Raw genomic sequence first — 26,473 nt, 5'->3', positions numbered from 1 at the left:
CGCGCCGACTAGGTTTTGCGGGTATTGATGGCCGCAGGCGGATTGTCGTTCCACCAGGGGACATCGGAATAGGGCCTGACATCCACCTCGTGGGTCCAGCAATTGCGCGGTTGGTGAGCCAGATGCCAGTAGGTTTCGGCTAGCGCGGCGGGATCGATTACACCGTCTTCACCCTTCGCATGCTTGTAGGCCTCGAAGCGGTCCCCGAGCAATTTGCCGAGCGTGTCCGGAGCATCGACCGATCCGTCTACGACCACGTGAGCAAGATGGACGCCTTGCGGCGCGAATTCCGCATTGAGCGTCTGGCATAGCATGCGCCGCCCGCCCATTGCCGCTGCGTGGCTGTGTTGCCCGGCGTTGCCGCGAACGGCTGCCGTGGAGGAAGTAACGAGGATCGCGCCGCTTCTGCGCGCGGCCATTCGGGGAGCAAGCGTATGCGCCAGCCGGAAAAGGCCGAAGCACCCTAGTCTCCAGCCAAGTTCGAAGGTTCTAACCGGTGTTTGCTCCAAGGCGCGATTGCCGATCTGAGCGCCGAGATTGTAGAGCGCGCACTCGATCGGGCCGAAGTCGGCCTCGGTAGCCTCGACCAGATCCTCGATGCTCCCGTCCGCCGCTGCGTCGATCAGACGCCCCGTCGCTTTGCCGCCCGCGCTTTCGATTTGCGTCACTAGACGGGCAAGCCCTTCCTCGTCGGATCGACGAGCCAGCACGACGTGATAGCCGCCCTCTGCGAACCGCTTGGCGGCGTGGCCGCCGATCCCGGCCCCCGCTCCGATAACCAGGAAAACCTTTTTATCCATTCTTGTCACTCCCAAGCCGCTTCAGGATAGCATCGGCAACCTTTTCGCCCAACTCCGGGCCCTGCTCTGGATAGAGATAGGGCTCGATCATTTCCGCCTCCATCAGTGCCAGTTCGCCCGACGGCAGTCGCGCCATATCGATCCGGCAGTAGAGCGGCGCGGGGAGGGGCAATGCGGCGACCACCGCTTGCGCCGTGGTAAGATCGTCTGCGCTGGGCGTGTAGCCCGTTTCGTATCCGCCATAGAGCGACTGGATGCGATATTCACCCTCGGCCGCGCGCTTGAGGACGCCGTGGCTGAAAGCACCGTCGATGAAGAGGAAGGTATATTCGCCCTCTTCGGTCACGCTCGGCAGGAAAGGCTGGATCATGCAGCGGTGACCCATCCGCCAGTCGGGCTCGGGCATGGCATCGGCGGCAAAACGGAACTGGTCAAGGCCGCCCGCTCCGATGCGCCGCTTGACGACCACGGATGGCGTATCGAACATGTCCATCGCCGCGCCGACGTCGCCTGCATCCGCATCCATGTAATAGGCGGTCGGCACGATGGTGGCGCCGGCCTCCTCCAGCTCGCGCAGATAGCCCTTGTCCGCGTTCCACCGCACGATCTCGGGCCGATTGCAGACTTGGATGCCGCGCCCCTGTAGGGCCTCCAGCCGGGCGAGGAATTCCTCCGGATGGTCCTGGTAGTCCCATGCCGTGCCCAGCAGTACCAGCGCGAGCCCGTCGAACGCCTCGAGCGGGGCGCGCCAGTCGATCTCGACCAGCTCCAACCCCGCCGCCTTGAAGGCCGGACGCAGGGCGGCAACCTCAAGATCGTGCTCGAACGCGTCTCCCCGGCGAGGGCCATCGCCGGGGAGAGTATCTGCGCAGGCTAGAAAGCCGATCCGTTTCAGACCGCCTCCAGCGCCTGTTCGAAGTCGGCGATCAGATCGTCGGCATCTTCGATCCCGATGCTGATACGCACTAGGTTGTCCGAAATGCCGAGTTCCGCGCGGCGGCCTTCGGCGACCGAGAGGTGGGTCATCGAGGCGGGGTGGCTGGCGAGCGTTTCCGTGCCGCCGAGGCTGACCGCCAGTTTGGCGATCTTGAGCGTGTCGAGGAAGCGGAAGCATTCCGCCTCGCCGCCCTTGAGCAGCAGCGAGAAGGTCGAGCCTGCACCGAGGCAATGGCGGTCGTAGATGTCCTGCTGCCGCTGGTCCTTGATCATGCCGAGATAGCCTAGGCCTTCGACCTTGGGGTGCTGGCTCAGGAAGTCGCACACCTTGGCGGCGTTCTCGCCCGCGCGCTGCATGCGCAGCTCCACGGTTTCGAGGCTCCGGCACAGCATCCACGCCGTGTTGGGATCGCAGATCCCGCCCATCGTGTTGCGGAGCATGCGGATGGCATCGATGAAGCGCTTCTTGCCCGAAACGCTGCCCGCCACGAGGTCCGAATGGCCGCCGACATACTTCGTCAGCGAGTAGACCACGAGGTCCGCCCCATGGTCGAGCGGGCGCTGCCACAGCGGACCGAGGAAGGTGTTGTCGATCGCGATCGAGCACTTGTCGGGGTCGAAATGCGCATCGCGCGCTTCCTTGACTGCTTCGATATCGACCAGCGCATTGGTCGGGTTGCCGGGGCTTTCGAGGTAGATCATCGGCACTTCGCCGCCCTGTTCCTCGGCCTTGGCCTTCGCCTTGGTCATCACATCGTCGAGCTGTTCGCGGCTGGCGCCGGCGGGGAAGTCGATGAAGGTGACACCGAATTTCGCCATGGTCTTCGCAATGAAGCCCTCAGACGCCGCATAGAGCGGGCCGGAGTGCACGATCACGTCGCCCGCCTTGCAGGCCGCCAGCAGCAGCACGGCGATCGCGGTCATGCCGCTCGAGAACGACAGCGCCTCTTCCGCGCCGTCCCACACTGCGAGCCGATCTTCGAGGATTTCCTGATTGGGCGCGTTGAAGCGCGAATAGACGAGGCCGTCGGCCCCGCCCGGGCGCTTGCCGGTGATGCCTTCGAAATGGCGCTTGCCGTCGGCCGCGCTGGGAAAGGCGAAGGTGCTGGTCAGGAAGATCGGGGCCTTGAGGCTGCCTTCCGACAGCGTCGGGTCGTAGCCATGGCCCATCATCAGCGTGCTGGGCTTCAGCGCGCGCCCGTTGATCTTGGTGACTTCCGCCTTGGGGTTCTTGCGCGGAGTGGTGGGGTCGATGTCGTTGTCGCTCATGCGGAGGAGCATCCTTCCTGCAAACACGCCCCCAGGAAGGCGGGGGCCGGTAGGGCAGACGGGGCGCCCGTTCCTAACCTCCGCAGGAACGCATCTCCGCCAGCTGCCGCTTGCGCCGTCTCCCTTATGTTGGACAGATGTTGGTTTCAACTGCGACGAGTCCAGTCACATGGACCGCATGGACCACTGTCCAGGGGCAAAAAACTTCACGGCCTGCTTGGTTCGGGTCAGCGGCCAGGTATTGGTGGAATTCGCGGCGAATCATCCCGGCGGCATAGCCCCGGCTTTCCGAGTAGGAAAATCAGCCAGCAACCAGCGCGTTCATTCCCCATACTACCGCGACGATCATCACGATGCCGAACAGGTCGAGCAGGATGCCCGCCTTGACCATGCGCTCGATCCGGATGCGGCCGGTAGCCCAGGCGATGGCGTTGGGGCCGGTCCCCGCCGGGAGCATGAAGCCCCAGCTGGCGGCGAGGGCGGCGGGCATGGCGAGCAGGATCGGGTCCACGCCGAGAGCCACGACCAGCGCCGCGACGACCGGGATGATCCCCGAAGCGGTGGCAACATTGCTCGCGAACTCGGTAATCAGCACGACCATACCGACCACGGCGATGGCGACCAGTACCAGCGGCCAAGCCTCCAGCGGCAGCAGCGCCTCGCCCAGCCAGTCGGCCAGCCCGCTCGCGCTCATGCCGGCCGCAAGCGCGAGGCCGCCGCCGAACATCATGATGACGCCCCACGGCGCGCGGTCGGCTTCTTCCCACACCAGCAGCGAGCGTCCGGTGCCGTCCGGCAACAGGAACAGCGTCAGCCCCATCAGGATCGCGATGGTCCCGTCGGTCAGCGAGCCTTCGGGGAGGTAAGGCGCGATCCACATCTGCCCCATCCACAGCAGGAAAGTAACCGCGACCACCGGGACGAGGCGCTTCTCCGCGCTGGACCAGGCGGCATGCGTGTCGATCGCCATGCGGGCGGCGCGTGCATCGAAGGGATGGTCGCGCACTTTCTGCACGCGGGCGACGAGGAAGGCCGCTAGCGGCACGCCGATGATCACCACCGGCAGACCGTAGACCATCCATTGCGCGAAGGTGATCCGCGTGCCGGTCAGCGTGTCCAGCAGGCCGGCGGCGATGGCATTGGTCGGCGAGCCCACCAGCGTGCCGAGCCCGCCGATGCTGGCCGCGAAGGCGATGCCCATGGGGAGCGCGCCGGACAGGCCTTCGGTGTCGCGCCCCTCCAGTCCGCCACCAGCGAGCACGGCGACCGCCATCGGCATCATGATGAGCGCGGTCGAGGTGTTGGATATCAGCATCGACAGGATCGCCGCCGTGCCCATGAAAGCCAGCAACACGCCCGTCTGCCCGCCGACCAGCCGAAGCAGCGCCAGCGCGAGCCGTTTGTGCAGTCCCGTCCGCTCGATCGCGAGGGCGATGAAGGCCCCGCCGAGGATCAGGAACAGGATCGGCGAATAATAGGCACTCGCCGTTTCCCGCGCGGTCATCACCCCGGCGAAGGGCAGGACGAGGAAAGGCATCAGTGCGGTGGCGGTCAGCGGCAACGCCTCTGTCATCCACCACGCCGCCATCAGCACGACCAGCCCCGCAACGATGAACGCCTCGCGGCTCAATCCCCCAGGCGGCGGGAGCAATATGCTCGCCACGAGTGCCAAGGCACCGCCAACCAGTCCGATATGTTTTGCGGCCATCGTTCCCCCTCACGCGTTTGCTAGCAAGGGGAAGGGGCCGGTTCTAGTGGGTCGCGTCGAGCGTCAGTTCGTAGATGCTCCAATGGCGCTGGGCAACGGTCGCGCCAGGCACGTCGTTGGACCGGCGAAGGACGATCGGCCCTTCATAGCGGACGGGGCGGCCCTGGGCATCCTCTGCCGTGATGGTCAGATCGGTCGAGTAGTATGTCGAGCCGGCCGCGCCTTCCATGCTGCCGTTGGGCACGGCAACGGTGATCGTGCCGAGGTCCTCGAACATGCTCGTCCACGCCGCTTTCGACCAGCGATCCTTGCTGGCATCGTCAAGCATGGCCCACGCCTGATCCCATTCCTCCAGTTCGATGGCCCTCGCAAAAGAGAGTAGGACATTGCGCGCACCCGTTTCGGTCTTTTCCGCCTCGGGCGTCAACGGGGCAGGATCGAGGTTGGGAAATCCGTCGTTCGGCTCGTCGGCCGAGCCGTTGGCCGGCGGCGGGGGTGGCGGCATTCGCTGTTCCGGCATGTCGGATGCAGGCTGGTCGAGATCGACCGATGTCACTTGACGGTCGGATTTGCTTTGCGCGTTGCAGGCGCAAAGCGACAGGGCGAGAATAGCAACGGGCGCGATGTTTTTGCGGTTCATATGACGAAAAACCGGAGAACGCCCTGCAGCGTTCCCCGGTTCAACCTGTCTAGCATCGGCTCGGCGCTCTTATTTCGGCGCGAGCACCATGACCATCTGGCGGCCTTCGAGCCGCGGGAAACTTTCCACCTTGGCCAGTTCTTCCATGTCGTCGCGCACGCGGTTAAGCAGGTCCATGCCCAGCTGCTGGTGGGCCATTTCGCGACCGCGGAAGCGCAGGGTGCATTTCACCTTGTCGCCGTTCTCGATGAACTTGTTCACGTTGCGCATCTTCACGTCGTAATCGTGATCGTCGATGTTCGGGCGCATCTTGACCTCTTTGATGTCCTGGGTCTTCTGCGTCTTGCGCGCGAGGTTCGCCTTCTTCTGCGCCTCGTAGCGATATTTGCCGACATCGAGGAACTTGCACACCGGCGGGTCCGCATTGGGGGACACTTCGACGAGGTTGAGGCCCAGTTCGTTGGCCTGCTCCGTCGCTTCGCGGGTGTACATCACCCCCAGGTTCTCGCCTTCGTGATCGATCACGCGGACCTTGGGGACGTTGATCATGTTATCGTAGCGCGGGCCGCTTTTCACGGGCATTTGCATGCTGCGCCGGGGTGGACGTGCTATGTGGTATTCTCCTGATTCTACCGTTTGTCTGGCCGCGATATAGGGAGAAACGCCCGCTTTCGCCAGTGCGAAAACCCGTCGCCGGAACTAAGCCGCCTGCCAGAGCGGGAAGCGCGCCAGCTTGCCCTTCGCCGGAACCACCGCATCGATCCGGTTGGCGGGTTGCAGCGCCTTGAGGATCGCGGGGTCGGCGGCGCTCATGCCGCCGGTATAGGCGCCGAAGGCGGGCAGGATCATGCGCCCCGAAGGCTTGCCGTCCCCCCCTTCGTTCGCGCTGACGACCGCGCAGGGGCGGCGGATCATGCGCTGGCGGATCTTGAGCTGCAGGCGCGGGTGATAATGGCCCGAGAGCTCGGGGCGAGTCTCGCCCTTCTTGGCGCGGTGGCGCAGGATGACGCCGCCGAGTTCGATTTCCTCGACCAGCGTGCCGCCGCAGCGGGCCTCCATGTGCGGATCGTGGTTCCCGGTGATCCAGACCCAGTCGACCGCCTTGGTCAGCGCCTCCAGCATGCCGCAGGCGTGGTCCTCCAGCCGGGTGGAGCCGTCCGAATCGTGGAAATTGTCGCCCAGCGTGATGACGCGGCGTGCGCCGGTTTCGCGAATGGCCAGCGCGACCCGCTCCAGCGTCTCGCGGCTGTCGTAGGGCGGGATCATCTGCCCGTGCCGCGCGAAGAAGCTGCCTTTCTCGAGGTGCAGATCGGCCACCAGCAGCGCGTTTTCACGCGGCCAGTAGAGTGCGCGGCCCTCTGTCAGGAGCCATTCCTCGCCTGCGAACGAAAGGGGAACCATGCGCCGCTATTGCCGGAGGCCGTGGGCGATGGCAAGAGCCTTCGCATGACCGACTGGACCGAGCAGACCGACCAAGCCCGCAACTGGTTCGAAGACTTGCGCGACCGCATCTGCGCGGAGTTCGAGGCGATCGAGCGCGACGCCGGGTCGGATGCCGTATTCACCTATACGCCGTGGGACCGCGAGGAAGCGGGCAATGACGATCCCGGCGGCGGCGTGCAGGGCCTGATGAAAGGCAATGTATTCGAGAAGGTCGGCGTCAACGTCTCCACCGTGCGCGGCAGTTTCTCGCCCGAATTCGCTGGCCAGGTTAACGGTGCGAGTGCCGAGCAGCCCGGTTTCACCGCCACCGGCATCAGTCTGGTCGCGCATATGGCGAACCCGCACGTGCCCGCCGTCCACATGAATACGCGCTTCCTGACCACACAAGCCGCCTGGTTCGGGGGCGGGGCCGATCTCAACCCGCCGCTGCCTTACGAGGAGGACACGGCCGATTTCCACGCGCGCTTCCGCGCCGCATGCGCCGGCCATAATCCGACCTATTACGACCGCTTCAAGAAATGGGCGGACGACTATTTCTTCATCCCCCACCGCGGCGTGCATCGCGGCGTGGGCGGGATCTTCTACGATCATCTCGAGAGCGAAGACGATGCGGCGTTCGAACGGAACTTCGCCTTCACGAGAGACGTGGGCGAGGCATTTCTCGACATTTACCCGAAGCTGGTCCGCCGCCGGATGGAGAGCGACTTCACCGAAGCGGAGAAGCTGCAGCAGCTGCAGTGGCGCGGCCGTTATGCCGAGTTCAACCTCGTTTACGACCGCGGCACGCTGTTCGGCCTCAAGACCGGCGGCAATATCGATGCCATCCTGATGAGCCTGCCGCCCGAAGCGGTGTGGAGCTGATTATCCTTCAGGGCCCCATACGCGGACCCAGTCGACCTCCATCTGGACTTTGCCGGCCTTGACCGCATCGACCGTTTCCTGCGGGATGCCGTAATAGGGCTCTTCCAGCTTGTTCACCTTATAGGGGTAAATGCCACCGACGGCGAAATTGAGGATCACGAATTTCGGTGTGTCGAACGCCCAGCGCCCCTTCTCCTCGATCTCGTCGCGAGTCACAGTGTAGAAGACGTCCCCGTCGACATCGAAGGCGATCGCGTCTTTCGTCCATTCGACGCCGTAGACGTGCCAGCCGCTCGCATCCTGCCCGGTCGGGAAGGTGCGCCGTGCCACGAAGGGCGTCTCGCCCGAATATCCCGGGCCGTGAATGGCGACGGCGGACCATTCCGGCTCGCCGACATATTCCATGATGTCGATTTCGCCCGTGGCGGGCCACTGACCGTTGCCGAGCAGCCAGAAGGCCGGCCATGCACCCCGGTTCAGCGGCATGCGAATGCGCGCTTCGGCGCGGCCATAGGTGAAGTCGAAATTGTCGCGCGTGTTGATCCGGCCGGAGATGAAATCGGCCTTGCGATCGGCATTGGTATCGACGTTCGGGCGAAACACCGGTTTCAGGATCAGCGCGCCGCCATCGGCACCTTCGACATCGTCGGAGAACCGGATCGTATCCGGACTGTCGAGATAGGCCTGCTGTTCATTATTGACCCAGAAGTCCATCCCGATGACGTTCCATTTCGACCGATCGAGCGACGGCGCATCGAAATCCTCTTCGAACAGGAGCGCCCGCGTGCCGGCGGCTTCAGTCTCCTGCATGTCCTCGATCGGAGCGCAGGCGCTGAGCATTGCGAAAGCGGCGACAGCCGCGATTGGTCGATACATATGGTCTCCCCTTCGGCCGGTCGTCCGGCTCCTTGATCTGATAACGTTAACAATACAGCTTGAGTGAACCTTGGCCAGCCCCCGGCATACGATTTCACGCTAGGGGTGGATTGCCGCCCACCGATAGGCGATAGCCGCCGCAATAGAGTTGCCGGTCCTCCCTTCGGGATCCGGCCGCGCCACCAATTCGGAGATTTCGATGCGCTCGATCACCATTGCCACCATCCTTGCGCTGAGCGCTACTGCATGCACGACCATGGAGGCGGTGCCTCTCGCCGATACGGCCAATCCTGCGCGAATGGTCTCGCCCATCCTCAAGTCTCCCGAGTCCGAAGACACGCAGACCTGGGCCGAGCCGGAGCGGGCGCGCGTTACCCATGTCGCGCTCGATCTCGACCTCGATTTCGATGCGAAGCGCGTCGGCGGCACGGCGATGCTCGATGTGCTGGCCGAACCGGGTGCCGACACGATCGTGCTCGACACCAGCGGGCTGGAAATCACGCGCGTCACCGATGGCAGCGGCCGCGAGCTCCCGTGGGAAATCGAGTCGATGGAAGAAACCGGCGCCAAGGGCGAGCCGCTGCGGATTACGCTGAACGGCGCGCGTACCATTCGCATCGATTACCGCGCGCCGGCCGATGCGAGTGCGCTGCAATGGCTCAGCCCCGAGCAGACCGAGGGCGGGGTCCACCCCTTCCTGTTCAGCCAGGGGCAGGCGATCCTCAACCGCACCTGGATCCCGACGCAGGACAGCCCCGGCATCCGCCAGACATGGGAGGCGCGGATCACCGCGCCCAAGCCGCTCGATGTCGTGATGAGCGGGGTGAGGCAGGGCGAGCCGGAGGATCTCGGCAACGGTCGCCGCGCGTTCCGCTTCGTCATGGACAAGCCCGTGCCGCCGTATCTGATCGCGATTGCCGCGGGCGATATCGATTTCGCCCCGATCGGCCCGCGCACCGGCGTGTGGGCGGAGCCTGCGACATTGCCGCGCGCCCGCGCCGAAGTGGGCGATACGGAGGAGATGGTCGAAGCAGCAGAGAAGCTCTACGGCGAATATCGCTGGGGCCGTTACGACATGATCGTCCTGCCGCCGGCCTTCCCCTACGGCGGGATGGAAAACCCGGTGATGACCTTCCTGACGCCGACCTTCATCGCGGGCGACCGGTCGAACAACGGGCTGATCGCGCATGAGTTGGCGCATAGCTGGTCGGGCAATCTCGTGACCAATGCGGTCTGGGGCGACAGCTGGCTGAACGAAGGCGTCACCACCTATTTCGAGAACCGCATCATGGAGGCGGTCTATGGCAAGAAGCGCGCCGAGCAGGAGGCGGCGCTGATGTATGCCAATATCCTCGAGACGCTGGACGAGGTCGGCAGGGACGCGCCGGGCACTGCGCTCAGCACCGATGGCGAATACGAGCTCGGCAGCGCGATCGCCTACGAGAAGGGCGCGTTCTTCCTGATGACGGTCGAAAGCATCGTCGGGCGCGAGCGCTTCGACGCCTGGCTGCGGCAATGGTTCGACAATCACGCCTTTCAGCCCGCGACCAGCGAGATGTTCTATGAGGACATGATGGCCAATCTCGTCCGGGACGAAGCGGAAGCGGAGCGACTGACCTTGCGCGAATGGATTTTCGAGCCGGGTCTTCCTGAGAATGTCGCGAAACCCGACCCGGCCGCCTTCGCCGCGGTCGACGCAGCGGTCGCAGCCTATTCGGCAAACGGAGCGATCCCCACCGGCTATGCCGACTGGACCAGCGCCGAACGCCAGCGTTTCCTCGACAACATCCCGAAGGAGCGCAGCGCCGCGCAACTCGCCGCGCTGAACGATGCGCTTGGCCTGTCGTCGACCGGCAATAACGAGGAGCTGTTCCTCTGGCTCGAGCTGGCGCTTGCCAATCGCTACGAGCCTGCCGTGCCGCAGGCCGAAGAATTCCTAGCCCGCGTCGGCCGTGCCAAATTCGTCCGCCCGCTGTTCGCCACGCTCTGGGAAGAGGGCGAGTGGGGTCGTCCGATCGCGCAGCGCATCTACGCCGATACGCGCCCGTCCTATCACTCGGTGACGCAGGCCGGGGTCGACCGGGTGCTGGCATCGGACTGATTTTTGGCTAACACGATCGTCGAGGAGAGACAGATGACCGACACGGCCAGGGAATACGTCGCACGTCCGGCAAACGACGGGCCGACCCATTGCACGGCGGCGCAGTACGAAGAGCTCTATCGGCGCAGCGTGGACGATCCCGACGGGTTCTGGCTGGAACAGGCAAAGCGGCTCGACTGGGATACCGCGCCTGCGAAGGGCGGCAACTGGTCCTACGATCCGGTCGAGATCAAATGGTTCGAGGATGGCGTCCTCAACCTGTGTCACAACGCCGTCGACCGCCATCTCCCCGAACGCGGCGATGCCACCGCGCTGATTCTCGAGCCGGACGATCCGGACAACCCCTCGCGCAGGCTGACCTTCGCGCAACTGCATGCCGAGGTGGTCCAGATGGCCAATGCGCTGAAAGCGCTGGGCGTCAAAAAGGGCGACCGCGTCACGCTCTACATGCCGATGGTGGTGGAGGGGACGCTGGCCATGCTCGCCTGCGCGCGCATCGGAGCCATCCACTCGGTCGTCTTCGGCGGCTTCTCGCCCGAGGCGCTGGCGGGCCGCATCACCGATTGCGACAGCCGCTTCGTCATCACTGCCGACAGCGGGCTGCGCGGCGGGAAGACCATTCCGCTGAAAGCCAATGTCGACGCCGCGCTCGCGCTCGATGGCGTGCAGGTGGAAGGCGTGCTCGTAGTACGGCATACCGGTGCCGAGGTGGATTTCGTCGAAGGGCGAGACCACTGGTATCACGATGTGCGGTCGGACGAGGATTGCCCGTGCGAGCCGATGAAGGCGGAGGATCCGCTCTTCATCCTCTACACCAGCGGATCGACCGGCAAGCCCAAGGGCGTGCTGCACACCACGGGCGGCTATGGCGTATGGACCGCCGCGACCTTCCATTACAGCTTCGACTATCGCCCGGGCGAAGTGCACTGGTGCACCGCCGATATCGGCTGGGTCACTGGCCACAGCTATATCGTCTACGGCCCGCTCATCAACGGCGCGACGAGCCTGATCTTCGAAGGCGTGCCGAACTATCCCGACCACGGCCGCTTCTGGGACGTGGTGGACAAGCACAAGGTCGATATCTTCTACACCGCGCCCACTGCGATCCGCGCGCTGATGCGCGAGGGGGATCATCACGTCACGAGCCGCGACCGGTCTTCGATCCGCCTGCTCGGCAGCGTGGGAGAGCCGATCAATCCCGAAGCCTGGCGCTGGTATTACGAAGTCGTCGGCGAGGGGCGCTGCCCCGTGATCGACACCTGGTGGCAGACCGAAACCGGCGGCATCATGCTGACCACGCTCCCGGGCGCGCACGACATGAAGCCGGGCAGTGCGGGCAAGCCTTTCTTCGGCGTGCAACCGCAGCTGGTCGACAACGAGGGCGGCGTTCTGGAGGGCGAGGCCGAAGGAAACCTCTGCATCACTCACAGCTGGCCCGGCCAGGCGCGCACGGTCTATGGCGATCACGAACGTTTCGTGCAGACCTATTTCAGCACCTATGCGGGCAAGTATTTCACCGGCGACGGCTGCAAGCGCGACGATCGCGGCTATTACCGCATCACCGGCCGGGTTGACGATGTCATCAACGTCTCCGGCCACCGCATGGGCACAGCGGAAGTCGAGAGTGCGCTGGTGCTGCATCCGCGCGTGTCGGAGGCCGCCGTGGTCGGCTATCCGCACGACATCAAGGGGCAGGGCATCTACTGCTACGTCACCCTGATGGAAGGCGATGACGGCGGCGACGAGCTGGAAGCGGAACTGCGCCAGTGGGTGCGCAAGGAAATCGGGCCGATCGCGACGCCCGATCATCTTCATTTCACGCCCGCGCTGCCCAAGACGCGCAGCGGCAAGATCATGCGCCGTATCCTGCGCAAGATCGCCGAGAACGATTTCGGCTCGCTCGGCGATACGTCGACGTTGGCCGATCCGGGTGTGGTCGACAGCCTGATCGAGGGGCGGCAGAACCGCTAACTTGCATGCGCGTCAATGCGCGTGGGCGGTCCCGGCCCCGCGCGGGACGCGGATGTTCTCGACCAGCGCGTCGACCTCGGGCGGGGGCGGGGCGGTCAGCCGCGCGACGGTGATCGCCACCGCGAAATTCAGCAGCATGCCGACAACCCCGATACCCTCGGGCGAGATACCGAACAGCCAGTGCTCCGCTGTGTTCAGCTCTGGCGCCCAGAGCTTGAACCACGCGATGTAGAGGAAGGTGAAGGCGAGTCCCGTCACCATCCCGGCAATCGCGCCTTCGCGGTTCATGCGCTTGGAAAAGATACCCAGGAAGATCGCGGGAAACAGGCTCGCCGCGGCGAGGCCGAAGGCGAAGGCCACGACCTGCGCCACCCAGCCAGGCGGGTAAATGCCGAGGATACCCGCCACCACGATCGCCGCCGTCGCCGCGACCCGTGCGGCGAGCAGCTCGCCCTTCTCGCTGATCTGCGGGCGGAAGGTCGATTTGAGGAGGTCGTGGCTGACTGCGGTGGAGATTACCAGCAGCAGCCCCGCCGCCGTACTCAGCGCCGCCGCCAGTCCGCCCGCCGCGACCAGCGCGATGACCCAGCCGGGTAGATTGGCGATCTCCGGATTGGCCAGCACCATGATGTCGCGGTCGACATAGACCTCGTTAGCATTGTCCGTGGCAGCATTGTCGAGCAGGCGCTCTCCCGAAACCCCGATGCCGCCGGGCGTATATTCGGGCGCACCCTCGAAGGCTTCGCCCGCCTCGTATTGCATCACTCCGTCGCCGTTCTTGTCGCGCCAGGCGATCAGGCCGTTGGCCTCCCAGTTGCGGAACCAGTCGGGCGCCTCGGCATAGCGCGTGTTGCTGACGCTTTCGTTGAAATTGAGCCGCGCGAAGGCTGAGACGGCAGGCGCGGTGGTGTAAAGCAGCGCGATGAAGACCAGCGCCCACCCGGCGGACTTGCGCGCGTCCGACGCTTTGGGAACAGTGAAGAAGCGCACGATGACATGCGGCAGGCCGGCCGTGCCGATCATCAGCGCAGCGGTGATGCAGAACACGTCCACCATCGACTTGCTGCCGTCGGTATAGGCGGGGAAGCCCATGTCGACGAGCGAGCTGTCTAGCTTCTGCAGCACGCTCATGCCCGATCCGTCGGCGAGTTCGGAGCCGAGCCCCAATTGCGGCACCGGATTGCCCGTCGCCAGCAGCGAGATGAAGATCGCGGGCACCAGATAGGCGAAGATCAGCACGCAATATTGTGCCACCTGCGTATAGGTGATGCCCTTCATCCCGCCGAGGACCGCGTAGAAAAATACAATCCCCATGCCCAGGATCACACCGAGCGTCACATCGATTTCGAGGAATCGGCTGAATACGATGCCCACGCCCCGCATCTGCCCGGCGATATAGGTGAAGCTGATGAAGATCAGGCAGACCACCGCGACGGTCCGCGCGATGTTGGAATAGTACCGCGTCCCGATGAAGTCCGGCACGGTGAACTGGCCGAACTTGCGCAGGTAGGGTGCCAGGAGCAGCGCCAGCATGACGTATCCGCCGGTCCAGCCCATCAGATAGACCGAGCCGTCATAACCCATGAAGGCGATCAACCCGGCCATCGAAAGAAAGCTCGCCGCGCTCATCCAGTCGGCGGCGGTCGCCATGCCGTTGACGACCGGATTGACCCCGCCGCCCGCGACATAGAATTCGGACGTCGAGGCGGCGCGGCTCCAGATCGCGATACCGATGTAGAGCGCGAAGCTCAGCCCGACGAAGAGATAAATCAGCGTCTGCGTGGCCATGCCGCCTACCCGCCCTCTATCGGAGTTTCGGCATCGTCGTCATCGAGGGCGAACTCCCGCTCGATCCGGTGCATGCGCCAGGCGTAGATAGCGATGAGCACGATGAAGACGTAGATCGAACCCTGCTGCGCGAACCAGAAACCGAGCGGAAATCCGCCGAGCATGAACTGGTCTAGGTAAGGCCGGAACAGGATCCCGGCCCCGAAGCTCACCGCGAACCAGATCGCCATCAGCGTGCCGAGCAACCGCAGGTTCGCCCGCCAATATGCGCGGCGAGTTTCTGATGCGCTATCCGCGCTCTCGTCTTCCACCACAGTCTGCTCCCCTCCCGATGCAGTCAGCCTATGTGAAGCGGAAGAAGCGCCGGTGCGCAAGCTATGTTCGGCAGCGGATTTTCATTGCCCTCGACATTGCACGTTTCTCAATATCACGGCGCAATCCACAAGCGGATGACCCAGGCCACTGTACCCAGCACGGTCACGCTCGCCAGCCAAATCCCGGCCATCCACGCGAGCCGCTTCCAGAGCGGTCGCTGACTCTCCGCGTCGCGATGCTCTCGTTCCATCAGTGATAGCCTTCGTCCGCCACCTTGCCGCGAAAGACCCAATAGGCCCAGGCGGTGTAACCGATGATGAGCGGCATGGTGATTGCGACGCCGACCAGCATGAAGATCTGGCTGCGTTCGGGGGCGGCGGCTTCCCAGATCGTGAGGCCCGGCGGCACGACATAGGGCCACATGGTGACGCCCAGACCCGCCATGCCGAAGAAGAACAGCGCAAGGCTGAGCCAGAACGGCTTGCTGTGCCGGTTCACCGAAAGGGCTCTCAGCAGCATGACAGCGACGATCGCGGTGAGGATCGGAACCGGCGCGGCGAAGTAGATCTCCGGCGCAGTCAGCCAGCGCTCGGCATATTCGGCGTTCAGGAACACATTGTAGAGGCTGACGCCCCCCATCAGCACGAGCGTTGCCCATGCCGCCCGCTTGCCCAGCTTTCGGGCATGATGCTGGCTTTCCCCATCCAGCTTCCACACAAGCCAGGTCGCGCCAAGCAGGGCGTAACCGGCAACCGTGCCGAGGCCGGTGAGGAGTGTATAAGGCGTGAGCCAGTCGAACCAGCTGCCTGCGTAGGATCGGTCCACGACTTCGATGCCTTGAAGCAGTGCGCCCAGCGTCATTCCCTGCGCCATCGCCGCGACCAGCGAGCCGCCGGTAAAGGCCGCATCCCAATAACGGCGGTGGCCGGGATCGCGCCAGCGATACTCGAACGCAACGCCGCGGAAGACGAGGCCCAGCAGCATGGCGATGATGAGCGGATAGGTAGCGGGCAGGATGACGGCGTAAGCAAGCGGGAAGGCTGCGAACAGGCCGCCGCCGCCAAGCACCAGCCAGGTCTCGTTACCATCCCAAACAGGTGCGATGGAGTTCATGGCCCGATCGCGCTCCGGCCCGACATCGAACGTCGGGAAGAGGATCCCGATACCGAGGTCGAACCCGTCCATCACGACATAGGCGAAGACGGCGAAGGCGATGATGAACGCCCAGATCGTCGTCAGGTCCACGTTAACGTCCATCGGTCGCCTCCTCGTGATCGCGCGGGAGTGTATCGGGATCGCCCGGGTTCTGTGACGGGCCAGGCGTAATTCCGGCAGTCCGGATCGGCCCGGTATCCCCGCGCTTGACGCCATATTCGCCTGCATGCGGAGGCTTGTGCATCAAATGCAGGATATACCAGACGCCCGCGCCGAAGACCGCGAAGTAGACCACCACGAAGGCAAGCAACGAGGCGGCGACTGCGGGAGCATCCAGCGGGCTCGCCGCATCTGCCGTGCGAAGGAGATTGTAGATCACATAGGGTTGCCGGCCGACCTCCGTCGTGATCCAGCCGGCGATGACGGCGACGAAACCGCTCGGAGCCATGACGAGGGCGGCGCGATGGAGCATGGGCCAGTCGTAGAGCTTCTTGCGGAAGCGAGCGAGCAGGCTCCATACCCCTATACCAAGCATCGCAAAGCCGATCCCGACCATGATCCGGAACGACCAAAAAACGATGCCGACGGGCGGTTCCTCGTCGTCCGGAATAGTATCCAGCCCGGCGAGCGGTGCGTTCGGATCGTGCTTGAGAATGACTGAGGACGCTTTCGGTATCTCGATTGCGTAATCGACCCGCTTCTCCTCGCTGTTCGGAATGCCGAACAGGATCAGTGGCGCACCATCGGGATGGCTCTCGAAGTGCCCCTCCATGGCCATGACTTTCTGGGGCTGGTGTTCGAGCGTATTCAGTCCGTGCAAGTCGCCCGCAAAGATCTGGATCGGCGCAACGATGGCCGCCATCCACATCGCCATCGAGAACATCTTGCGCGCGTGGAGGTTGGTCCGGTCCTTCAGCAGATGCCAAGCCCCGACCCCGCCGACCACGAAGGCCGTCGTAAGATAGGCGGCGATGACCGTGTGCACGAGGCGATAGGGGAAGCTCGGGTTGAAGACGATGTCCCACCAGCTGTCGCCCGGCAGGTATTGCCCGTTCGCGCCGATCTCGTAGCCGACAGGTGTCTGCATCCAGCTGTTGACCGAGAGGATCCAGAAGGCGCTGATAAAGGTACCGATCGCGACCATCAGCGTGGCTGCGAAATGCAACTTCTTGCCCACTTTGTTCATGCCGAACAGCATGACGCCCAGAAATCCCGCCTCGAGGAAGAAGGCCGTCAGCACCTCGTAGGCCATCAACGGGCCGATCACTGGCCCCGCAATATCGGAGAACACCGACCAGTTCGTGCCGAACTGATAGGACATCACGATGCCCGAAACGACGCCCATGGCGAAGGCGATGGCAAAGATCTTCAGCCAGTATTTGAAGAGGTCCAGATACAGCTGCTTGCCCGTCTTCAACCACAGCCCTTCGAGCACGGCGAGGTAACTTGCGAGGCCGATGGAAAAGGCCGGGAAGATGAAGTGGAAGCTCACCGTGAAGGCGAACTGGATGCGGGCCAGCAGGAGGGCGTCTAGCTGTTCGAACATGGTTGCCAGATAGACCTTTCGGGATTGGGCAGCGATTATAAATTTCGCTCGAAGGCGTGCATATCGTGCATCAGATCATGCCCCTCGCAGCATCGGGAATGGGTTCTGCAGGCGGTCCGCCATTCGCCGACAGCTCCCGGAAGGCGCGGTTCTGCGACAGGAAGACCTGCCCGTTGAGTTCATCCACAAAACGGGTCCGCTTGAGCCGGTCCATCACAGGGCCCTTCACTTCGGAAAGGTGAAGGCCGATGCCTGCGTCGATCATGCGGTGATTGATCGCTTCGAGGCTTTCGAGCCCGGACGCGTCGATCTCGTTGACCGCACTGCACATCAGAATCAGGTGCCGCAGGTCAGGCCGGTCGGCGATCTCCTCCAGCACGTATTCTTCCAGCCAGCGCGCGTTGAGATAGGTCAGACTCTCGTCGATCCGGATCGACAGCACGTGGGGCACCGTGAAGACCTTGTGCCGATCCACATTGCGAAAATGCTCGGTCTCGGGGACGCGGCCGACGATTGCGGCATGCGGGCGGCTGGCGCGCCAGAGGTACAGCAGCAGGCCGACGCCAACGCCTGCGATCACGCCCAGTTCGACGCCTGCAAGCAGCGTGATGGCGATCGTCGCCACGTGCGCGGCGAAGTCGGCCTTAGAGTAGTTCCACAATTGGCCCGGCGTCTTGAGATCGACGAGGCTGAGGACTGCGACGATGATTGTGGCAGCCAAGGTTGCAATGGGCAGGCTGTAGAGCAGCGGGGTCAAGAATAGTCCGGCTAACGCGATGCCCACTGCAGTATAGGCCCCGGCCGCAGGCGTCTCTGCTCCGGCATCGAAATTTACGACCGAGCGCGCAAATCCACCCGTGACGGGATAGCCGCCCGAGAAGGCGCTAGCGATATTCGAAGCGCCGAGACCGATAAGCTCCTGGTTGGGCGCAATGCGCTGCCGGCGCTTCGCCGCAAGCGTCTGCGCGACCGACACGCTTTCGACGAAGCCGATGATCGAGATGAGCAGCGCTGGAACCCATAGCTGCCCGATCAGGTCGAGATCGGTCGACGGCAGGGCGAACGGCGGAAGGCCCTGCGGGATTGCACCGACGAGGTTCACGCCGCGATCCTCGAGATCGAGGCCGATAGCGGCAAGGATCGTCGCGACCACTGCTATGACCGGACCTGCCTTGGCCGCAATGTCGGCGGCGCGCGGGGTCAGACCCAGCTTGACCAAGGCAGGCTTCAATCCCTTACGAACCCAGAACAAGAACAATGTCGCCGGAATGCCGATCGCAAGCGTCCAAGGGTTGATCGTATCGATTACGGCGGCGAGCCCGCCCAGCATTTCGGGCCAGTTGTCGCCACCTGCCGGTACGCCAAGAATATGCTTCAGCTGGCTCGTCGCGATCAGGATGCCGCTGGCGGTGATGAAGCCGCTGATAACGGGGTGCGAGAGAAGATTGGCGAGGAAGCCCATCCGCAGGAAACCGAGCACGGCCAGCATCACCCCGGACAAGGCAGCGAGAGTGATCGCAGCTTCGAGATAAAGCTCGGTGCCCTGCGCAGCGACGGCACCGGCTGCGCTTGCTGTCATCAGAGACACCACCGCTACCGGCCCTACGGCGAGCGTGCGGCTGGTGCCGAAAGTCGCGTAGGCGACCAGCGGCAGGATCGATGCGTAAAGGCCCACGACAGGTGGCAGGCCGGCAAGCAGCGCATAGGCGAGGCTCTGAGGGATCAGCATGATCGTGACGATGATCGCCGCGACAAGATCGTTCGTCAGGACCGAGCCGTTGTAGGTCTTGCCCCACTCCAGAATCGGGAGATATTGCGCCAGCAGCCCGGGCTTGTGCCCGCGCGGCAAGCCGGACCGCTCACCAGCCGACCCTGGATTGCTGTCGCTCACGATCAGGCGGCCTGCTTAATATGCGGCTTGGCCAGCCACTCATGGCCCTTCAGCATGCCGTTCCAGTAAATCCATGGCAGCGCCTCCGACTTGAGCAGCCAGCTCAGCTTGCGCGGTTTCGTGCCTTCGATCACCCACTTCGGGAAGCTCGGCAGCAGCTTTCCGTCATATCCGAATTCGGCGAGCATGATCTTCCCGCGCTCTACGGTCAACGGGCAGGAGCCGTAGCCATCGTAATCGGCCACGGGCTGCTTTGCATCGAGTTGGGCAAGCGCATTAACCGCGGCGATCGGCGCCTGTTTGCGGGCAGCCGCCATCGTCTTCGCATTGGGAGTCGATCCAGCATCTCCAAGACCGAAGACGTTGGGATAGCGGACGTGCTGTAGCGTGAACTTGTCGACGTCGACAAAGCCGCTCTCGGCGTTCGCGAGAGGACTGTCGGCGACGAACTGCGGGGCTACCTGCGGCGGAACCGCATGGAGCATGTCGAACTCGACCGTTTCCTCGCCAGCTTCGGTCTTGAAGACAGCCTTCTTGCCGGGGCCATCGACCGCGACGAGTGTCTGGTTGAGCTGCAAATCGATCCCGTATTTTTCGACATATTCCATCAGCGCCGGGACGTATTCCTTCACCCCGAACAGGACGCCTCCGGCGTTGCGGAATTCAACATCGATTTCGCCGAGAACACCGCGTTCAATCCAGGCATCGCAGGACAGATACATGGCTTTCTGCGGCGCCCCCGCGCACTTGATGGGCATCGGCGGCTGACTGAAGATCGCGCGGCCCGATTTCAGGTTGCGCACGAGCTCCCACGTGTAGGGCGCCAGATCGTAGCGATAGTTGGAGGTGACGCCATTCTTGCCGAGTGTCTCTTCCAGCCCGTCGATCTTCTCCCAGGCAAGCCGGATGCCCGGAGCGACGATCAGAACGCGGTAGGTGATCGTCGTCCCATCGCCGAGCGTGACTTGATTGTTCTCGGGTTGGAAAGACGCGGCAGCCTGTTTCAGCCAAGTCGCCTCTTTCGGCATTACGCTCGCCGTTGTGCGCCTGGTCGCTGGCGCTTCGAAGACCCCACCGCCGACCATCGTCCAGCCGGGCTGATAATAATGATCCTCGCTCGGCTCGACGATCGCGATATCGAGCGAAGGGCGCCGCTTCAGCATCGAGGCTGCGGTTGCAATTCCTGCCGAACCTCCGCCAATTACGACGACATCATGATCGAGGCATCGGGCCATGGCAAACTCTCCAGTATCTTTCCGTTATTCGCCAAGCCGCTTGCGCACGCCCGACAAATCGTAGCCTGCTCGCTTGGCGCGCTCGATCCGCTCGGCGGCGGATTCGTGTTCGGCATTGGCGAGTGCATCGAGCGTGATGGAGCGCGTCCCGGTCCGGCAAAAGGCGAGCACCTTGCCGTCCGCTTCTTCGCGGACCTTGGCGAACGCCTCGATCGCAACCGGCGGAAACTCGCCTCCTGAGACCGGAATATGATGGAAGGCCAATCCGGCCGCTTCGGCAGCTTCTCGTATCGAGGCGACGGTCGGCTGGCCTGGATCTTCGCCATCCGGCCTATTGCAGATCACCGCATCAAATCCCGCATCGGCAAGCCCACCCATGTCGCGGGGTTCAAGCTGAGGGGAGACAGCGAATGTCTCGCTTACGTGCGCGAGCTTCATGACGCAGCTCCTTCGAAAAGCCGCACGACCGCCATTCCGGTGAGCATGGCGACGACGAATATCGCGGCTGCTGCAGATTCGATAACGAGGGCAGCAATCCCGGGCCCCGGACACAGCCCTGCAATCCCCCAGCCGATACCGAAAAGTGCGGCCCCGCCGATAAGGCGAGGGGTCAGATCGGATTTGGTCGGCAGGTGAAACTCGCCGGCGAAGACCGGTTCGGCCAGGCGCGGGACGATCCGCCATGCAATGGCCATGACGATGACGGCTCCGCCCATCACGAAGGCAAGCGTGGGGTCCCAGTCACCGAAAATGTCGAGAAAACCGCGCACCCGCGCAGGGTCGGTCATGCCACCGAGGGCAAGGCCAGCGCCGAAAAGAACGCCGGATACGATCGAGGTGAGAGCGGTCCGCATCACAACACCTCCAGCCCGAGCGCGTTCATGATCGCGACTGTCGCAAGACCGGTTGCCATGAATGTAAGCGTGGCGACAATCGAGCGGCCCGACAGACGGCTGACACCGCAAACCCCGTGCCCGCTGGTGCATCCACTTCCCAGTCGCGTGCCGATGCCGACCACCAGTCCAGCTATTGCGAGCGTAACGGGGCTGGCGAAGCTTGCTTCGATCCCCCCCGATGCCAGCATCACGATCAGAGCACCCAGCGGCAATCCGGCCACGAACATCCATGCGCCGCTCCTGGCGATGCCGCTACCGCCAAGCCCGACTGCCTTCGCGGCAAGGCCGGAAACGCCGGCGATCCGACCAAGGCCAAGTAGCATCAGGGCGGCAGCCAGGCCGATCAGGACGCCACCCGCAAGGCCTGCAAGCGGCGCAGCTTCAGGGAAACCGGGGAGGCTCATACGGCATTCACCGGAATCTTGATGTAGCTGACGCCATTATCTTCGGGATCGGGCAAGCGACCACCACGGATGTTGACCTGAACCGAGGGCATGATGAGCTTCGGCATTGCGAGCGTTTTGTCCCGGTCGGTTCGCATCTCGACGAAGTCTTCCTCGCTTACGCCGTCCTTCACATGCACGTTCTCTTCACGCTGCTGTTTGACGGTGGTTTCCCATGCGTATTCATCGCGGCCCGGCGCCTTGTAGTCGTGGCACAGGAACAGGCGGGTTTCGTCCGGAAGCGAGAGCAGTCGGCGAATGGACCGATAGAGCTGGCGCGCATCTCCGCCGGGGAAGTCGGCCCGGGCGGTCCCGAAATCGGGCATGAAGATCGTGTCCCCCACGAATGCTGCATCGCCGATGATGAAAGCCATATCGGCCGGCGTATGACCGGGGACGTGCAGGGCAATGCCTTCCAGTTCGCCGACGTTGAAGGTCTCGCCGTCGTCGAACAGCTTGTCGAACTGCGATCCGTCGCGTTCGAAATCGGTGCCCGCATTGAAGAGCTTGCCGAACACCTCCTGCACGCGGACGATATCGCGTCCGATAGCCAGTTTCCCGCCGAGCCGTTCCTGCAGATAGGGTGCTGCCGAAATGTGGTCCGCATGGGCGTGCGTTTCGATCAACCATGTCACTTTCAGATTATTGGAAGTGACATATTCGATGATGCGATCGGCCGAACCATTCGAGGTCCGGCCGGAAGCCGCTTCGAAATCCAGGACAGAGTCGATGATCGCCGCTTCGTTCGTCTTGGGGTCGTGAACGACATAGGAAACGGTGTTGGTAGCTTCGTCGAAAAAGCCCGCGATAGAAGGGCGCAGGCACTTGTCGGCCTGAGCGCGCTCGATCTGGGCGGCAGCGCTGTCGAGGATTTGATCGTCAGCCATAGCTTGATCTCCATACACTTACATTAACCGTTTATATGTGTTGCTATTCGGGTGTCAAGTGGTATGAGGTCTTGATGACCGAGATGATCAACGCCGATGCCGAACGACAGGCGCCTTGCGCAGGATTGCGTATCGGAGATGTCGCTCCGGACTTCTCCGCCCGCAGCACGATTGGAAACGTTCGTATTTCGGATTACCGGGGGCGGTGGCTGATCCTGTTTTCGCACCCAGCGGACTTCACGCCTGTGTGCACGACCGAGTTTGTCGCACTGGCCCAATCGGCCAGCGAGTTCGAACAGCGCGATTGTGCGCTGATGGCGCTTTCCGTCGATAGCCTGTTTTCGCATCTCGCCTGGCTGCGGCTGATCCGCGATCGCTACGACATCGAGGTGCGCTTTCCGATCGTGGAGGACCCGACCCTCGTGATCGGCCGGGCCTACGGCATGGTGGCGCCGAACGATAACGATAGCGCAACGGTTCGGACGACTTTCTTCATCGACCCGCATGGCGTCATCCGCGCGATGACTTGTTACCCGGCGAATGTGGGGCGTTCGACGCCCGAAATGCTGAGGACACTCGATGCTCTCCAAGCGGTCGATGACGGGCCTGTTCTCGCCCCTGCGAACTGGGCTCCGGGGGAGGCCATGCTGGTGCAGCCCGACGCGTCGCTCGACACCGTTTTCTCTGCCAAGGGCCAGACCGATTGGTTCATGAAGGAAACCAAGCGAAAGACACGCAAATGACCGACGAGGAGCTGGTCGATGCCTTGAAGGCGCTCGCGCATCCAGTGCGTCTTCGCATCATGCAGGCCCTGACGGGCAAGGAGCGCAATGTCGGAGAGATCGACGACGCAGCACGTATCGGCCAGCCAACGTTGTCGCAGCAATTGGCAGTCCTCCGCAACGCGGGCCTCGTGAAGACCCGGAAAGACGCCAAGCTCGTTTATTACCGGATCGATCAAAGCAGGATGGCGAAGGTTGTCGATGCGGCAGGCGCACTTGGCGGTCTGTCGGGAAATTCCGTGCGGCAGCCGCGCCAGCCAGCGCCAGGGGTCGCCAATTTCGCCAAACTAAGCTGAGAATTCCTGGACTCGCTTTCTGTGTCATCTGCTTGAACGAAGCAGTTATCAGAGGCGATCGTAGGCGATGGGAAAAAACCGAAAATCCATTGCTGTCCGGCGAAATACATGCGGACCAAGCGCGCCAAGGTACAAAGTTTCGTGGATTGCAAGTTCGCCGACAAGCCAACCTTGTCGCTCAGCATCCGATACTCGCACCTCTTAAGGGAATTGGCAGGGCCTGGGAAAGGCCGGTGGCGGAGACGGAGGGATTCGAACCCTCGATACCCGTTACCAGGTATGGCTCCTTAGCAGGGAGCTGGTTTCAGCCACTCACCCACGTCTCCGCATGTCGCCGGCCGGAGCTTGGCCGGGCGAGGGGCGCGCTATAGCCATGGGCCACGTACCCTTCAAGGGAAGAATCTCGCCTCGGCAGAGACTCGTTTCGCCCCGTTTTCGATTCGGTTCATCGCCGTTTCATTGCCCTGCTGCTTGAAGGGGATTCTTCTACGACATCGACTGTACGTGCGCCTTGCGCCGACAGGGAGGGAAACATGACCACGCTAGCACAACATCTGTCCCGCTTCGGCCTCGCCATGGCGGCCATCGGGCTGGCCGCGACGCCGCTTTCGGCGCAGGTCGAGACTATCGACCCCGACAGCGCAATCGACGGCGATCTCGTCGAACAGCCGGGCGACGCGCCGGTCTATGCCGACGAGCAGGCAGGCGATGCGGTCACCTACACGCAAGCACCCGACGAAGCCGCGCCGGTGGACAGTTACCCTGAGCAGGACAGCTGGTCCGAACAGAGTGCCGAGGCTGCCGCCGACGAAGCCGTCGAAACCGCCGCAGTGGACGACAGTTCGACCACTTACCGCGAAGACGATCTGATCGGCGCGGCGGAAGGCGTTTTCGGCAAGGGCGCCCAAGGTGTCGCCAACATGATCCAGAAGCTTCTCGCCGAACAGGGCGAGCCCAATGCCTATATCGTCGGGCGCGAGGCGGGCGGAGCCTTCATCGTCGGGGCGCGCTATGGCTCGGGCACGCTGTTCCACAAGGTGGAGGGCGAGCGGCCCGTTTACTGGACCGGCCCGTCGATCGGCTTCGATGCAGGCGCGAACGCGGGCAGCACCTTCGTGCTCGTCTACAATTTGTGGGACAGCGAGGAGCTGTACGAGCGCTATCCGGCCGGCGAAGGCCAGGCCTATGTCGTCGGCGGCCTCACGGCGAGCTACATGCGCAAGGGCGATGTCGTGCTGATTCCCATCCGCGTCGGGGCCGGTCTGCGGCTCGGCGTGAACGCGGGTTACATGAAGTTTTCGAAGAAGCAGCGCTGGCTGCCGTTCTGATACTCGGTCGCAGAGGCAAGGAGCCCTTCGGGTCGCGATAGAACAAAACCGAAGAGCTCCGGGGGCCGCAACGGGATTTCCTGTTGCGGCCCCACGCATATTTGGCGAAGAGGCGCGCATGCTCGAAAACCTTCAAGCCCAGGCCCCCGACGCGCTGCTCGCGCTGATCAAGATGCATGCCGAAGACCCGCGGGAGAACAAGATCGACCTCGGCGTCGGCGTCTATCGCACCAACGATGGCGCAACGCCCGTCTTCCGGTCGATCAAAGAGGCCGAACAGAAGCTCATCGACGAGCAGGACAGCAAGTCCTACCTTGGCCCGGAGGGCGACACCGGCTTCACTGCCGCGCTGATGCCCTTCATCTTCGGCGAGGACGCGACGATGGGGGGTCGCATCGAAGGCATGCAAACACCCGGCGGCACCGGCGCCGTTCGACTCGCGGTGGCGCTGGCCCAGCAGGCAGGTGTGACGCGTATCCACATGGGCACGCCGAGCTGGCCCAACCATGCGCAGATCCTGGCCGATGTCGGGATGGACATCGCACCGTTCAATCATGCGACGAAAGACGGCAGCGCCGATCTGGATGCAGTGCTGGACGCGATCCGAAACGCCAAGCCGACCGATGCCGTTCTGCTGCACGGCTGCTGTCACAACCCGACCGGCGTGGATTACACTACCGGGGAGTGGGATAAGATCGCCAGCGCGTTGGCGGACGCCGGTGTGCTGCCGATCCTCGATGTCGCCTATCATGGGCTCGGCCAGGGCCTGGACGAGGACATCGCCGGCGTTCGCGCAGTACTGGCGGCGGTGCCGGAAGCGCTGATCGCCTATAGCTGCGACAAGAACTTCGGCCTCTACCGCGACCGGGTCGGCGCCTTCTACATGATGGCGAAAGAGCCGAACCAACTCGACGCCATCGTGTCGAATGCCAATTCGCTGGCGCGCGCGAATTGGTCCATGCCGCCCGATCACGGCGGCGCGGCGGTACGCCACGTGCTCTGCGACGATACGCTGACCGGTGAATGGCTCGACGAGCTCACCGAAATGCGCGAGCGGATGCGCCGCGTCCGCGAACGTCTCGCCGCGGCGGACAACGAAGTGCCGGGGCTCAACCTCGCCGCACTCGCCGAGCAGAATGGCCTGTTCGCCATGCTGCCCCTCACCAAGGATCAGATCGCCAAGCTTCGCGAAGACCACGCCGTCTACATGGCAGGCTCCGGCCGCATCAACGTGGCGGGGCTCCACGCGGGCAATACCGACAAGTTCATCGCCGCGCTGGCCGACGTCACGCAGGGCTGACCGACA

General features: G+C 63.5%; 26 protein-coding genes and 1 tRNA gene. 7 read left to right on the top strand and 20 right to left on the bottom strand.

Going from position 1 to position 26,473, the window contains the following annotated elements; genetic code table 11:
* Positions 1-8: 8 nt before the first annotated feature.
* The 7 genes from ACSH0F_RS12795 to pdeM all read right to left on the bottom strand — a co-directional run bounded on the left by ACSH0F_RS12795 (position 9) and on the right by pdeM (position 6,754).
* On the bottom strand, positions 9-800 hold the full coding sequence (locus ACSH0F_RS12795; protein WP_435203398.1) for an SDR family NAD(P)-dependent oxidoreductase: 792 nt from the start codon (positions 798-800) through the stop codon (positions 9-11).
* Complete coding sequence (locus ACSH0F_RS12790) at positions 793-1,572, bottom strand: ATP-grasp domain-containing protein (RefSeq protein WP_435203396.1); 780 nt, start codon at positions 1,570-1,572, stop codon at positions 793-795. Before ACSH0F_RS12790 ends, ACSH0F_RS12795 begins: the two co-directional genes overlap by 8 nt.
* Positions 1,573-1,691: 119 nt before the next feature.
* On the bottom strand, positions 1,692-3,005 hold the full coding sequence (locus ACSH0F_RS12785) for a cystathionine gamma-synthase family protein (RefSeq protein WP_435203394.1): 1,314 nt from the start codon (positions 3,003-3,005) through the stop codon (positions 1,692-1,694).
* A 301-nt stretch (positions 3,006-3,306) separates the two neighbouring features.
* Positions 3,307-4,713 (bottom strand): SLC13 family permease, encoded by a 1,407-nt coding sequence (locus tag ACSH0F_RS12780; protein ID WP_435203392.1) that lies wholly within the window; start codon positions 4,711-4,713, stop codon positions 3,307-3,309.
* Between the two features lie 43 nt (positions 4,714-4,756).
* Positions 4,757-5,353, bottom strand: coding sequence for a hypothetical protein (locus ACSH0F_RS12775; RefSeq protein WP_435203390.1), 597 nt, complete (start codon positions 5,351-5,353; stop codon positions 4,757-4,759).
* Positions 5,354-5,422: 69 nt separating this feature from the next.
* Positions 5,423-5,941 (bottom strand): translation initiation factor IF-3, encoded by a 519-nt coding sequence (gene infC / locus ACSH0F_RS12770; protein ID WP_278329037.1) that lies wholly within the window; start codon positions 5,939-5,941, stop codon positions 5,423-5,425.
* Positions 5,942-6,052: 111 nt separating this feature from the next.
* A complete protein-coding gene (pdeM, locus tag ACSH0F_RS12765; protein ID WP_435203387.1) occupies positions 6,053-6,754 on the bottom strand; it encodes a ligase-associated DNA damage response endonuclease PdeM in 702 nt (233 codons plus the stop codon).
* 45 nt (positions 6,755-6,799) lie between these two features.
* On the opposite strand from pdeM, the gene hemF reads away from it, so the two are divergent.
* Positions 6,800-7,657 carry an oxygen-dependent coproporphyrinogen oxidase gene (gene hemF / locus ACSH0F_RS12760; protein ID WP_435203385.1) on the top strand — a complete coding sequence of 286 codons (858 nt, stop codon included), beginning with the start codon at positions 6,800-6,802 and terminating at the stop codon, positions 7,655-7,657.
* On the opposite strand, the gene ACSH0F_RS12755 is transcribed toward hemF, so the two are convergent.
* On the bottom strand, positions 7,658-8,533 hold the full coding sequence (locus tag ACSH0F_RS12755) for a glycoside hydrolase family 16 protein (RefSeq protein WP_435203383.1): 876 nt from the start codon (positions 8,531-8,533) through the stop codon (positions 7,658-7,660).
* Positions 8,534-8,732: 199 nt separating this feature from the next.
* On the opposite strand from ACSH0F_RS12755, the gene ACSH0F_RS12750 reads away from it, so the two are divergent.
* Complete coding sequence (locus ACSH0F_RS12750) at positions 8,733-10,634, top strand: M1 family metallopeptidase (RefSeq protein WP_435203381.1); 1,902 nt, start codon at positions 8,733-8,735, stop codon at positions 10,632-10,634.
* 33 nt (positions 10,635-10,667) lie between these two features.
* Positions 10,668-12,605: an acetate--CoA ligase gene (acs, locus tag ACSH0F_RS12745; protein ID WP_435203379.1), complete on the top strand. Its 1,938-nt coding sequence runs from the start codon at positions 10,668-10,670 to the stop codon at positions 12,603-12,605.
* 12 nt (positions 12,606-12,617) lie between these two features.
* Here the strand turns inward: acs and ACSH0F_RS12740 are convergent, their stop codons facing one another.
* The 11 genes from ACSH0F_RS12740 to ACSH0F_RS12690 all read right to left on the bottom strand — a co-directional run bounded on the left by ACSH0F_RS12740 (position 12,618) and on the right by ACSH0F_RS12690 (position 22,761).
* The gene (locus ACSH0F_RS12740) at positions 12,618-14,393 is read right to left on the bottom strand and encodes a sodium:solute symporter family protein (RefSeq protein ID WP_435203377.1); all 1,776 of its coding nucleotides are present in this window, start codon (positions 14,391-14,393) and stop codon (positions 12,618-12,620) included.
* Positions 14,394-14,398: 5 nt separating this feature from the next.
* Positions 14,399-14,704 carry a DUF4212 domain-containing protein gene (locus ACSH0F_RS12735; RefSeq protein ID WP_435203375.1) on the bottom strand — a complete coding sequence of 102 codons (306 nt, stop codon included), beginning with the start codon at positions 14,702-14,704 and terminating at the stop codon, positions 14,399-14,401.
* A 116-nt stretch (positions 14,705-14,820) separates the two neighbouring features.
* A complete protein-coding gene (locus ACSH0F_RS12730) occupies positions 14,821-14,958 on the bottom strand; it encodes a DUF2474 domain-containing protein (protein ID WP_435203373.1) in 138 nt (45 codons plus the stop codon).
* Positions 14,958-15,965, bottom strand: coding sequence for a cytochrome d ubiquinol oxidase subunit II (gene cydB, locus ACSH0F_RS12725; RefSeq protein WP_435203371.1), 1,008 nt, complete (start codon positions 15,963-15,965; stop codon positions 14,958-14,960). Before cydB ends, ACSH0F_RS12730 begins: the two co-directional genes overlap by 1 nt.
* Positions 15,955-17,409: a cytochrome ubiquinol oxidase subunit I gene (locus tag ACSH0F_RS12720; RefSeq protein WP_435203369.1), complete on the bottom strand. Its 1,455-nt coding sequence runs from the start codon at positions 17,407-17,409 to the stop codon at positions 15,955-15,957. The genes cydB and ACSH0F_RS12720 overlap by 11 nt, the downstream gene beginning before the upstream one ends.
* A 70-nt stretch (positions 17,410-17,479) precedes the next feature.
* Positions 17,480-19,300 (bottom strand): SulP family inorganic anion transporter, encoded by a 1,821-nt coding sequence (locus tag ACSH0F_RS12715; protein WP_435203367.1) that lies wholly within the window; start codon positions 19,298-19,300, stop codon positions 17,480-17,482.
* A 2-nt stretch (positions 19,301-19,302) separates the two neighbouring features.
* Positions 19,303-20,535 (bottom strand): FAD-dependent oxidoreductase, encoded by a 1,233-nt coding sequence (locus tag ACSH0F_RS12710; protein WP_435203365.1) that lies wholly within the window; start codon positions 20,533-20,535, stop codon positions 19,303-19,305.
* Between the two features lie 24 nt (positions 20,536-20,559).
* The gene (locus ACSH0F_RS12705) at positions 20,560-20,973 is read right to left on the bottom strand and encodes a TIGR01244 family sulfur transferase (protein ID WP_435203363.1); all 414 of its coding nucleotides are present in this window, start codon (positions 20,971-20,973) and stop codon (positions 20,560-20,562) included.
* Positions 20,970-21,389 (bottom strand): DUF6691 family protein, encoded by a 420-nt coding sequence (locus ACSH0F_RS12700; RefSeq protein WP_435203361.1) that lies wholly within the window; start codon positions 21,387-21,389, stop codon positions 20,970-20,972. The genes ACSH0F_RS12705 and ACSH0F_RS12700 overlap by 4 nt, the downstream gene beginning before the upstream one ends.
* Positions 21,389-21,835 carry a YeeE/YedE family protein gene (locus tag ACSH0F_RS12695; protein ID WP_435203359.1) on the bottom strand — a complete coding sequence of 149 codons (447 nt, stop codon included), beginning with the start codon at positions 21,833-21,835 and terminating at the stop codon, positions 21,389-21,391. The genes ACSH0F_RS12700 and ACSH0F_RS12695 overlap by 1 nt, the downstream gene beginning before the upstream one ends.
* Complete coding sequence (locus ACSH0F_RS12690; RefSeq protein ID WP_435203357.1) at positions 21,832-22,761, bottom strand: MBL fold metallo-hydrolase; 930 nt, start codon at positions 22,759-22,761, stop codon at positions 21,832-21,834. The genes ACSH0F_RS12695 and ACSH0F_RS12690 overlap by 4 nt, the downstream gene beginning before the upstream one ends.
* An 83-nt stretch (positions 22,762-22,844) precedes the next feature.
* Between ACSH0F_RS12690 and ACSH0F_RS12685 the strand changes: the two genes are divergently transcribed.
* Complete coding sequence (locus ACSH0F_RS12685; RefSeq protein WP_435203735.1) at positions 22,845-23,504, top strand: peroxiredoxin; 660 nt, start codon at positions 22,845-22,847, stop codon at positions 23,502-23,504.
* A complete protein-coding gene (locus ACSH0F_RS12680) occupies positions 23,501-23,839 on the top strand; it encodes an ArsR/SmtB family transcription factor (RefSeq protein ID WP_435203355.1) in 339 nt (112 codons plus the stop codon). Before ACSH0F_RS12685 ends, ACSH0F_RS12680 begins: the two co-directional genes overlap by 4 nt.
* Positions 23,840-24,073: 234 nt before the next feature.
* On the opposite strand, the gene ACSH0F_RS12675 is transcribed toward ACSH0F_RS12680, so the two are convergent.
* Positions 24,074-24,165: transfer RNA gene (locus ACSH0F_RS12675), tRNA-Ser, on the bottom strand.
* A gap of 207 nt (positions 24,166-24,372) precedes the next feature.
* Between ACSH0F_RS12675 and ACSH0F_RS12670 the strand changes: the two genes are divergently transcribed.
* Positions 24,373-25,167, top strand: coding sequence for a DUF1134 domain-containing protein (locus tag ACSH0F_RS12670; protein ID WP_435203353.1), 795 nt, complete (start codon positions 24,373-24,375; stop codon positions 25,165-25,167).
* Between the two features lie 118 nt (positions 25,168-25,285).
* Positions 25,286-26,467: an aromatic amino acid transaminase gene (locus ACSH0F_RS12665; protein WP_435203351.1), complete on the top strand. Its 1,182-nt coding sequence runs from the start codon at positions 25,286-25,288 to the stop codon at positions 26,465-26,467.
* Positions 26,468-26,473: the final 6 nt, after the last annotated feature.

Source organism: Qipengyuania sp. 902 (assembly GCF_051195295.1).
Lineage (GTDB): Bacteria > Pseudomonadota > Alphaproteobacteria > Sphingomonadales > Sphingomonadaceae > Qipengyuania.
The sequence above is the reverse complement of the archived record's forward strand: the minus strand, read 5'-3'. Positions and strand labels throughout refer to the sequence as shown.

Bases quoted from the DNA above. Each gene is read 5' to 3' on its own strand.
- ACSH0F_RS12795 (WP_435203398.1), bottom strand. From the start codon at position 800: ATGGATAAAAAGGTTTTCCTGGTTATCGGAGCGGGGGCCGGGATCGGC.
- ACSH0F_RS12785 (WP_435203394.1), bottom strand. From the start codon at position 3,005: ATGAGCGACAACGACATCGACCCCACCACTCCGCGCAAGAACCCCAAG.
- ACSH0F_RS12780 (WP_435203392.1), bottom strand. From the start codon at position 4,713: ATGGCCGCAAAACATATCGGACTGGTTGGCGGTGCCTTGGCACTCGTG.
- ACSH0F_RS12775 (WP_435203390.1), bottom strand. From the start codon at position 5,353: ATGAACCGCAAAAACATCGCGCCCGTTGCTATTCTCGCCCTGTCGCTT.
- infC (WP_278329037.1), bottom strand. From the start codon at position 5,941: ATGCAAATGCCCGTGAAAAGCGGCCCGCGCTACGATAACATGATCAAC.
- pdeM (WP_435203387.1), bottom strand. From the start codon at position 6,754: ATGGTTCCCCTTTCGTTCGCAGGCGAGGAATGGCTCCTGACAGAGGGC.
- hemF (WP_435203385.1), top strand. From the start codon at position 6,800: ATGACCGACTGGACCGAGCAGACCGACCAAGCCCGCAACTGGTTCGAA.
- ACSH0F_RS12755 (WP_435203383.1), bottom strand. From the start codon at position 8,533: ATGTATCGACCAATCGCGGCTGTCGCCGCTTTCGCAATGCTCAGCGCC.
- ACSH0F_RS12750 (WP_435203381.1), top strand. From the start codon at position 8,733: ATGCGCTCGATCACCATTGCCACCATCCTTGCGCTGAGCGCTACTGCA.
- acs (WP_435203379.1), top strand. From the start codon at position 10,668: ATGACCGACACGGCCAGGGAATACGTCGCACGTCCGGCAAACGACGGG.
- ACSH0F_RS12740 (WP_435203377.1), bottom strand. From the start codon at position 14,393: ATGGCCACGCAGACGCTGATTTATCTCTTCGTCGGGCTGAGCTTCGCG.
- ACSH0F_RS12730 (WP_435203373.1), bottom strand. From the start codon at position 14,958: ATGGAACGAGAGCATCGCGACGCGGAGAGTCAGCGACCGCTCTGGAAG.
- cydB (WP_435203371.1), bottom strand. From the start codon at position 15,965: ATGGACGTTAACGTGGACCTGACGACGATCTGGGCGTTCATCATCGCC.
- ACSH0F_RS12720 (WP_435203369.1), bottom strand. From the start codon at position 17,409: ATGTTCGAACAGCTAGACGCCCTCCTGCTGGCCCGCATCCAGTTCGCC.
- ACSH0F_RS12710 (WP_435203365.1), bottom strand. From the start codon at position 20,535: ATGGCCCGATGCCTCGATCATGATGTCGTCGTAATTGGCGGAGGTTCG.
- ACSH0F_RS12705 (WP_435203363.1), bottom strand. From the start codon at position 20,973: ATGAAGCTCGCGCACGTAAGCGAGACATTCGCTGTCTCCCCTCAGCTT.
- ACSH0F_RS12700 (WP_435203361.1), bottom strand. From the start codon at position 21,389: ATGCGGACCGCTCTCACCTCGATCGTATCCGGCGTTCTTTTCGGCGCT.
- ACSH0F_RS12695 (WP_435203359.1), bottom strand. From the start codon at position 21,835: ATGAGCCTCCCCGGTTTCCCTGAAGCTGCGCCGCTTGCAGGCCTTGCG.
- ACSH0F_RS12690 (WP_435203357.1), bottom strand. From the start codon at position 22,761: ATGGCTGACGATCAAATCCTCGACAGCGCTGCCGCCCAGATCGAGCGC.
- ACSH0F_RS12685 (WP_435203735.1), top strand. From the start codon at position 22,845: ATGATCAACGCCGATGCCGAACGACAGGCGCCTTGCGCAGGATTGCGT.
- ACSH0F_RS12680 (WP_435203355.1), top strand. From the start codon at position 23,501: ATGACCGACGAGGAGCTGGTCGATGCCTTGAAGGCGCTCGCGCATCCA.
- ACSH0F_RS12670 (WP_435203353.1), top strand. From the start codon at position 24,373: ATGACCACGCTAGCACAACATCTGTCCCGCTTCGGCCTCGCCATGGCG.
- ACSH0F_RS12665 (WP_435203351.1), top strand. From the start codon at position 25,286: ATGCTCGAAAACCTTCAAGCCCAGGCCCCCGACGCGCTGCTCGCGCTG.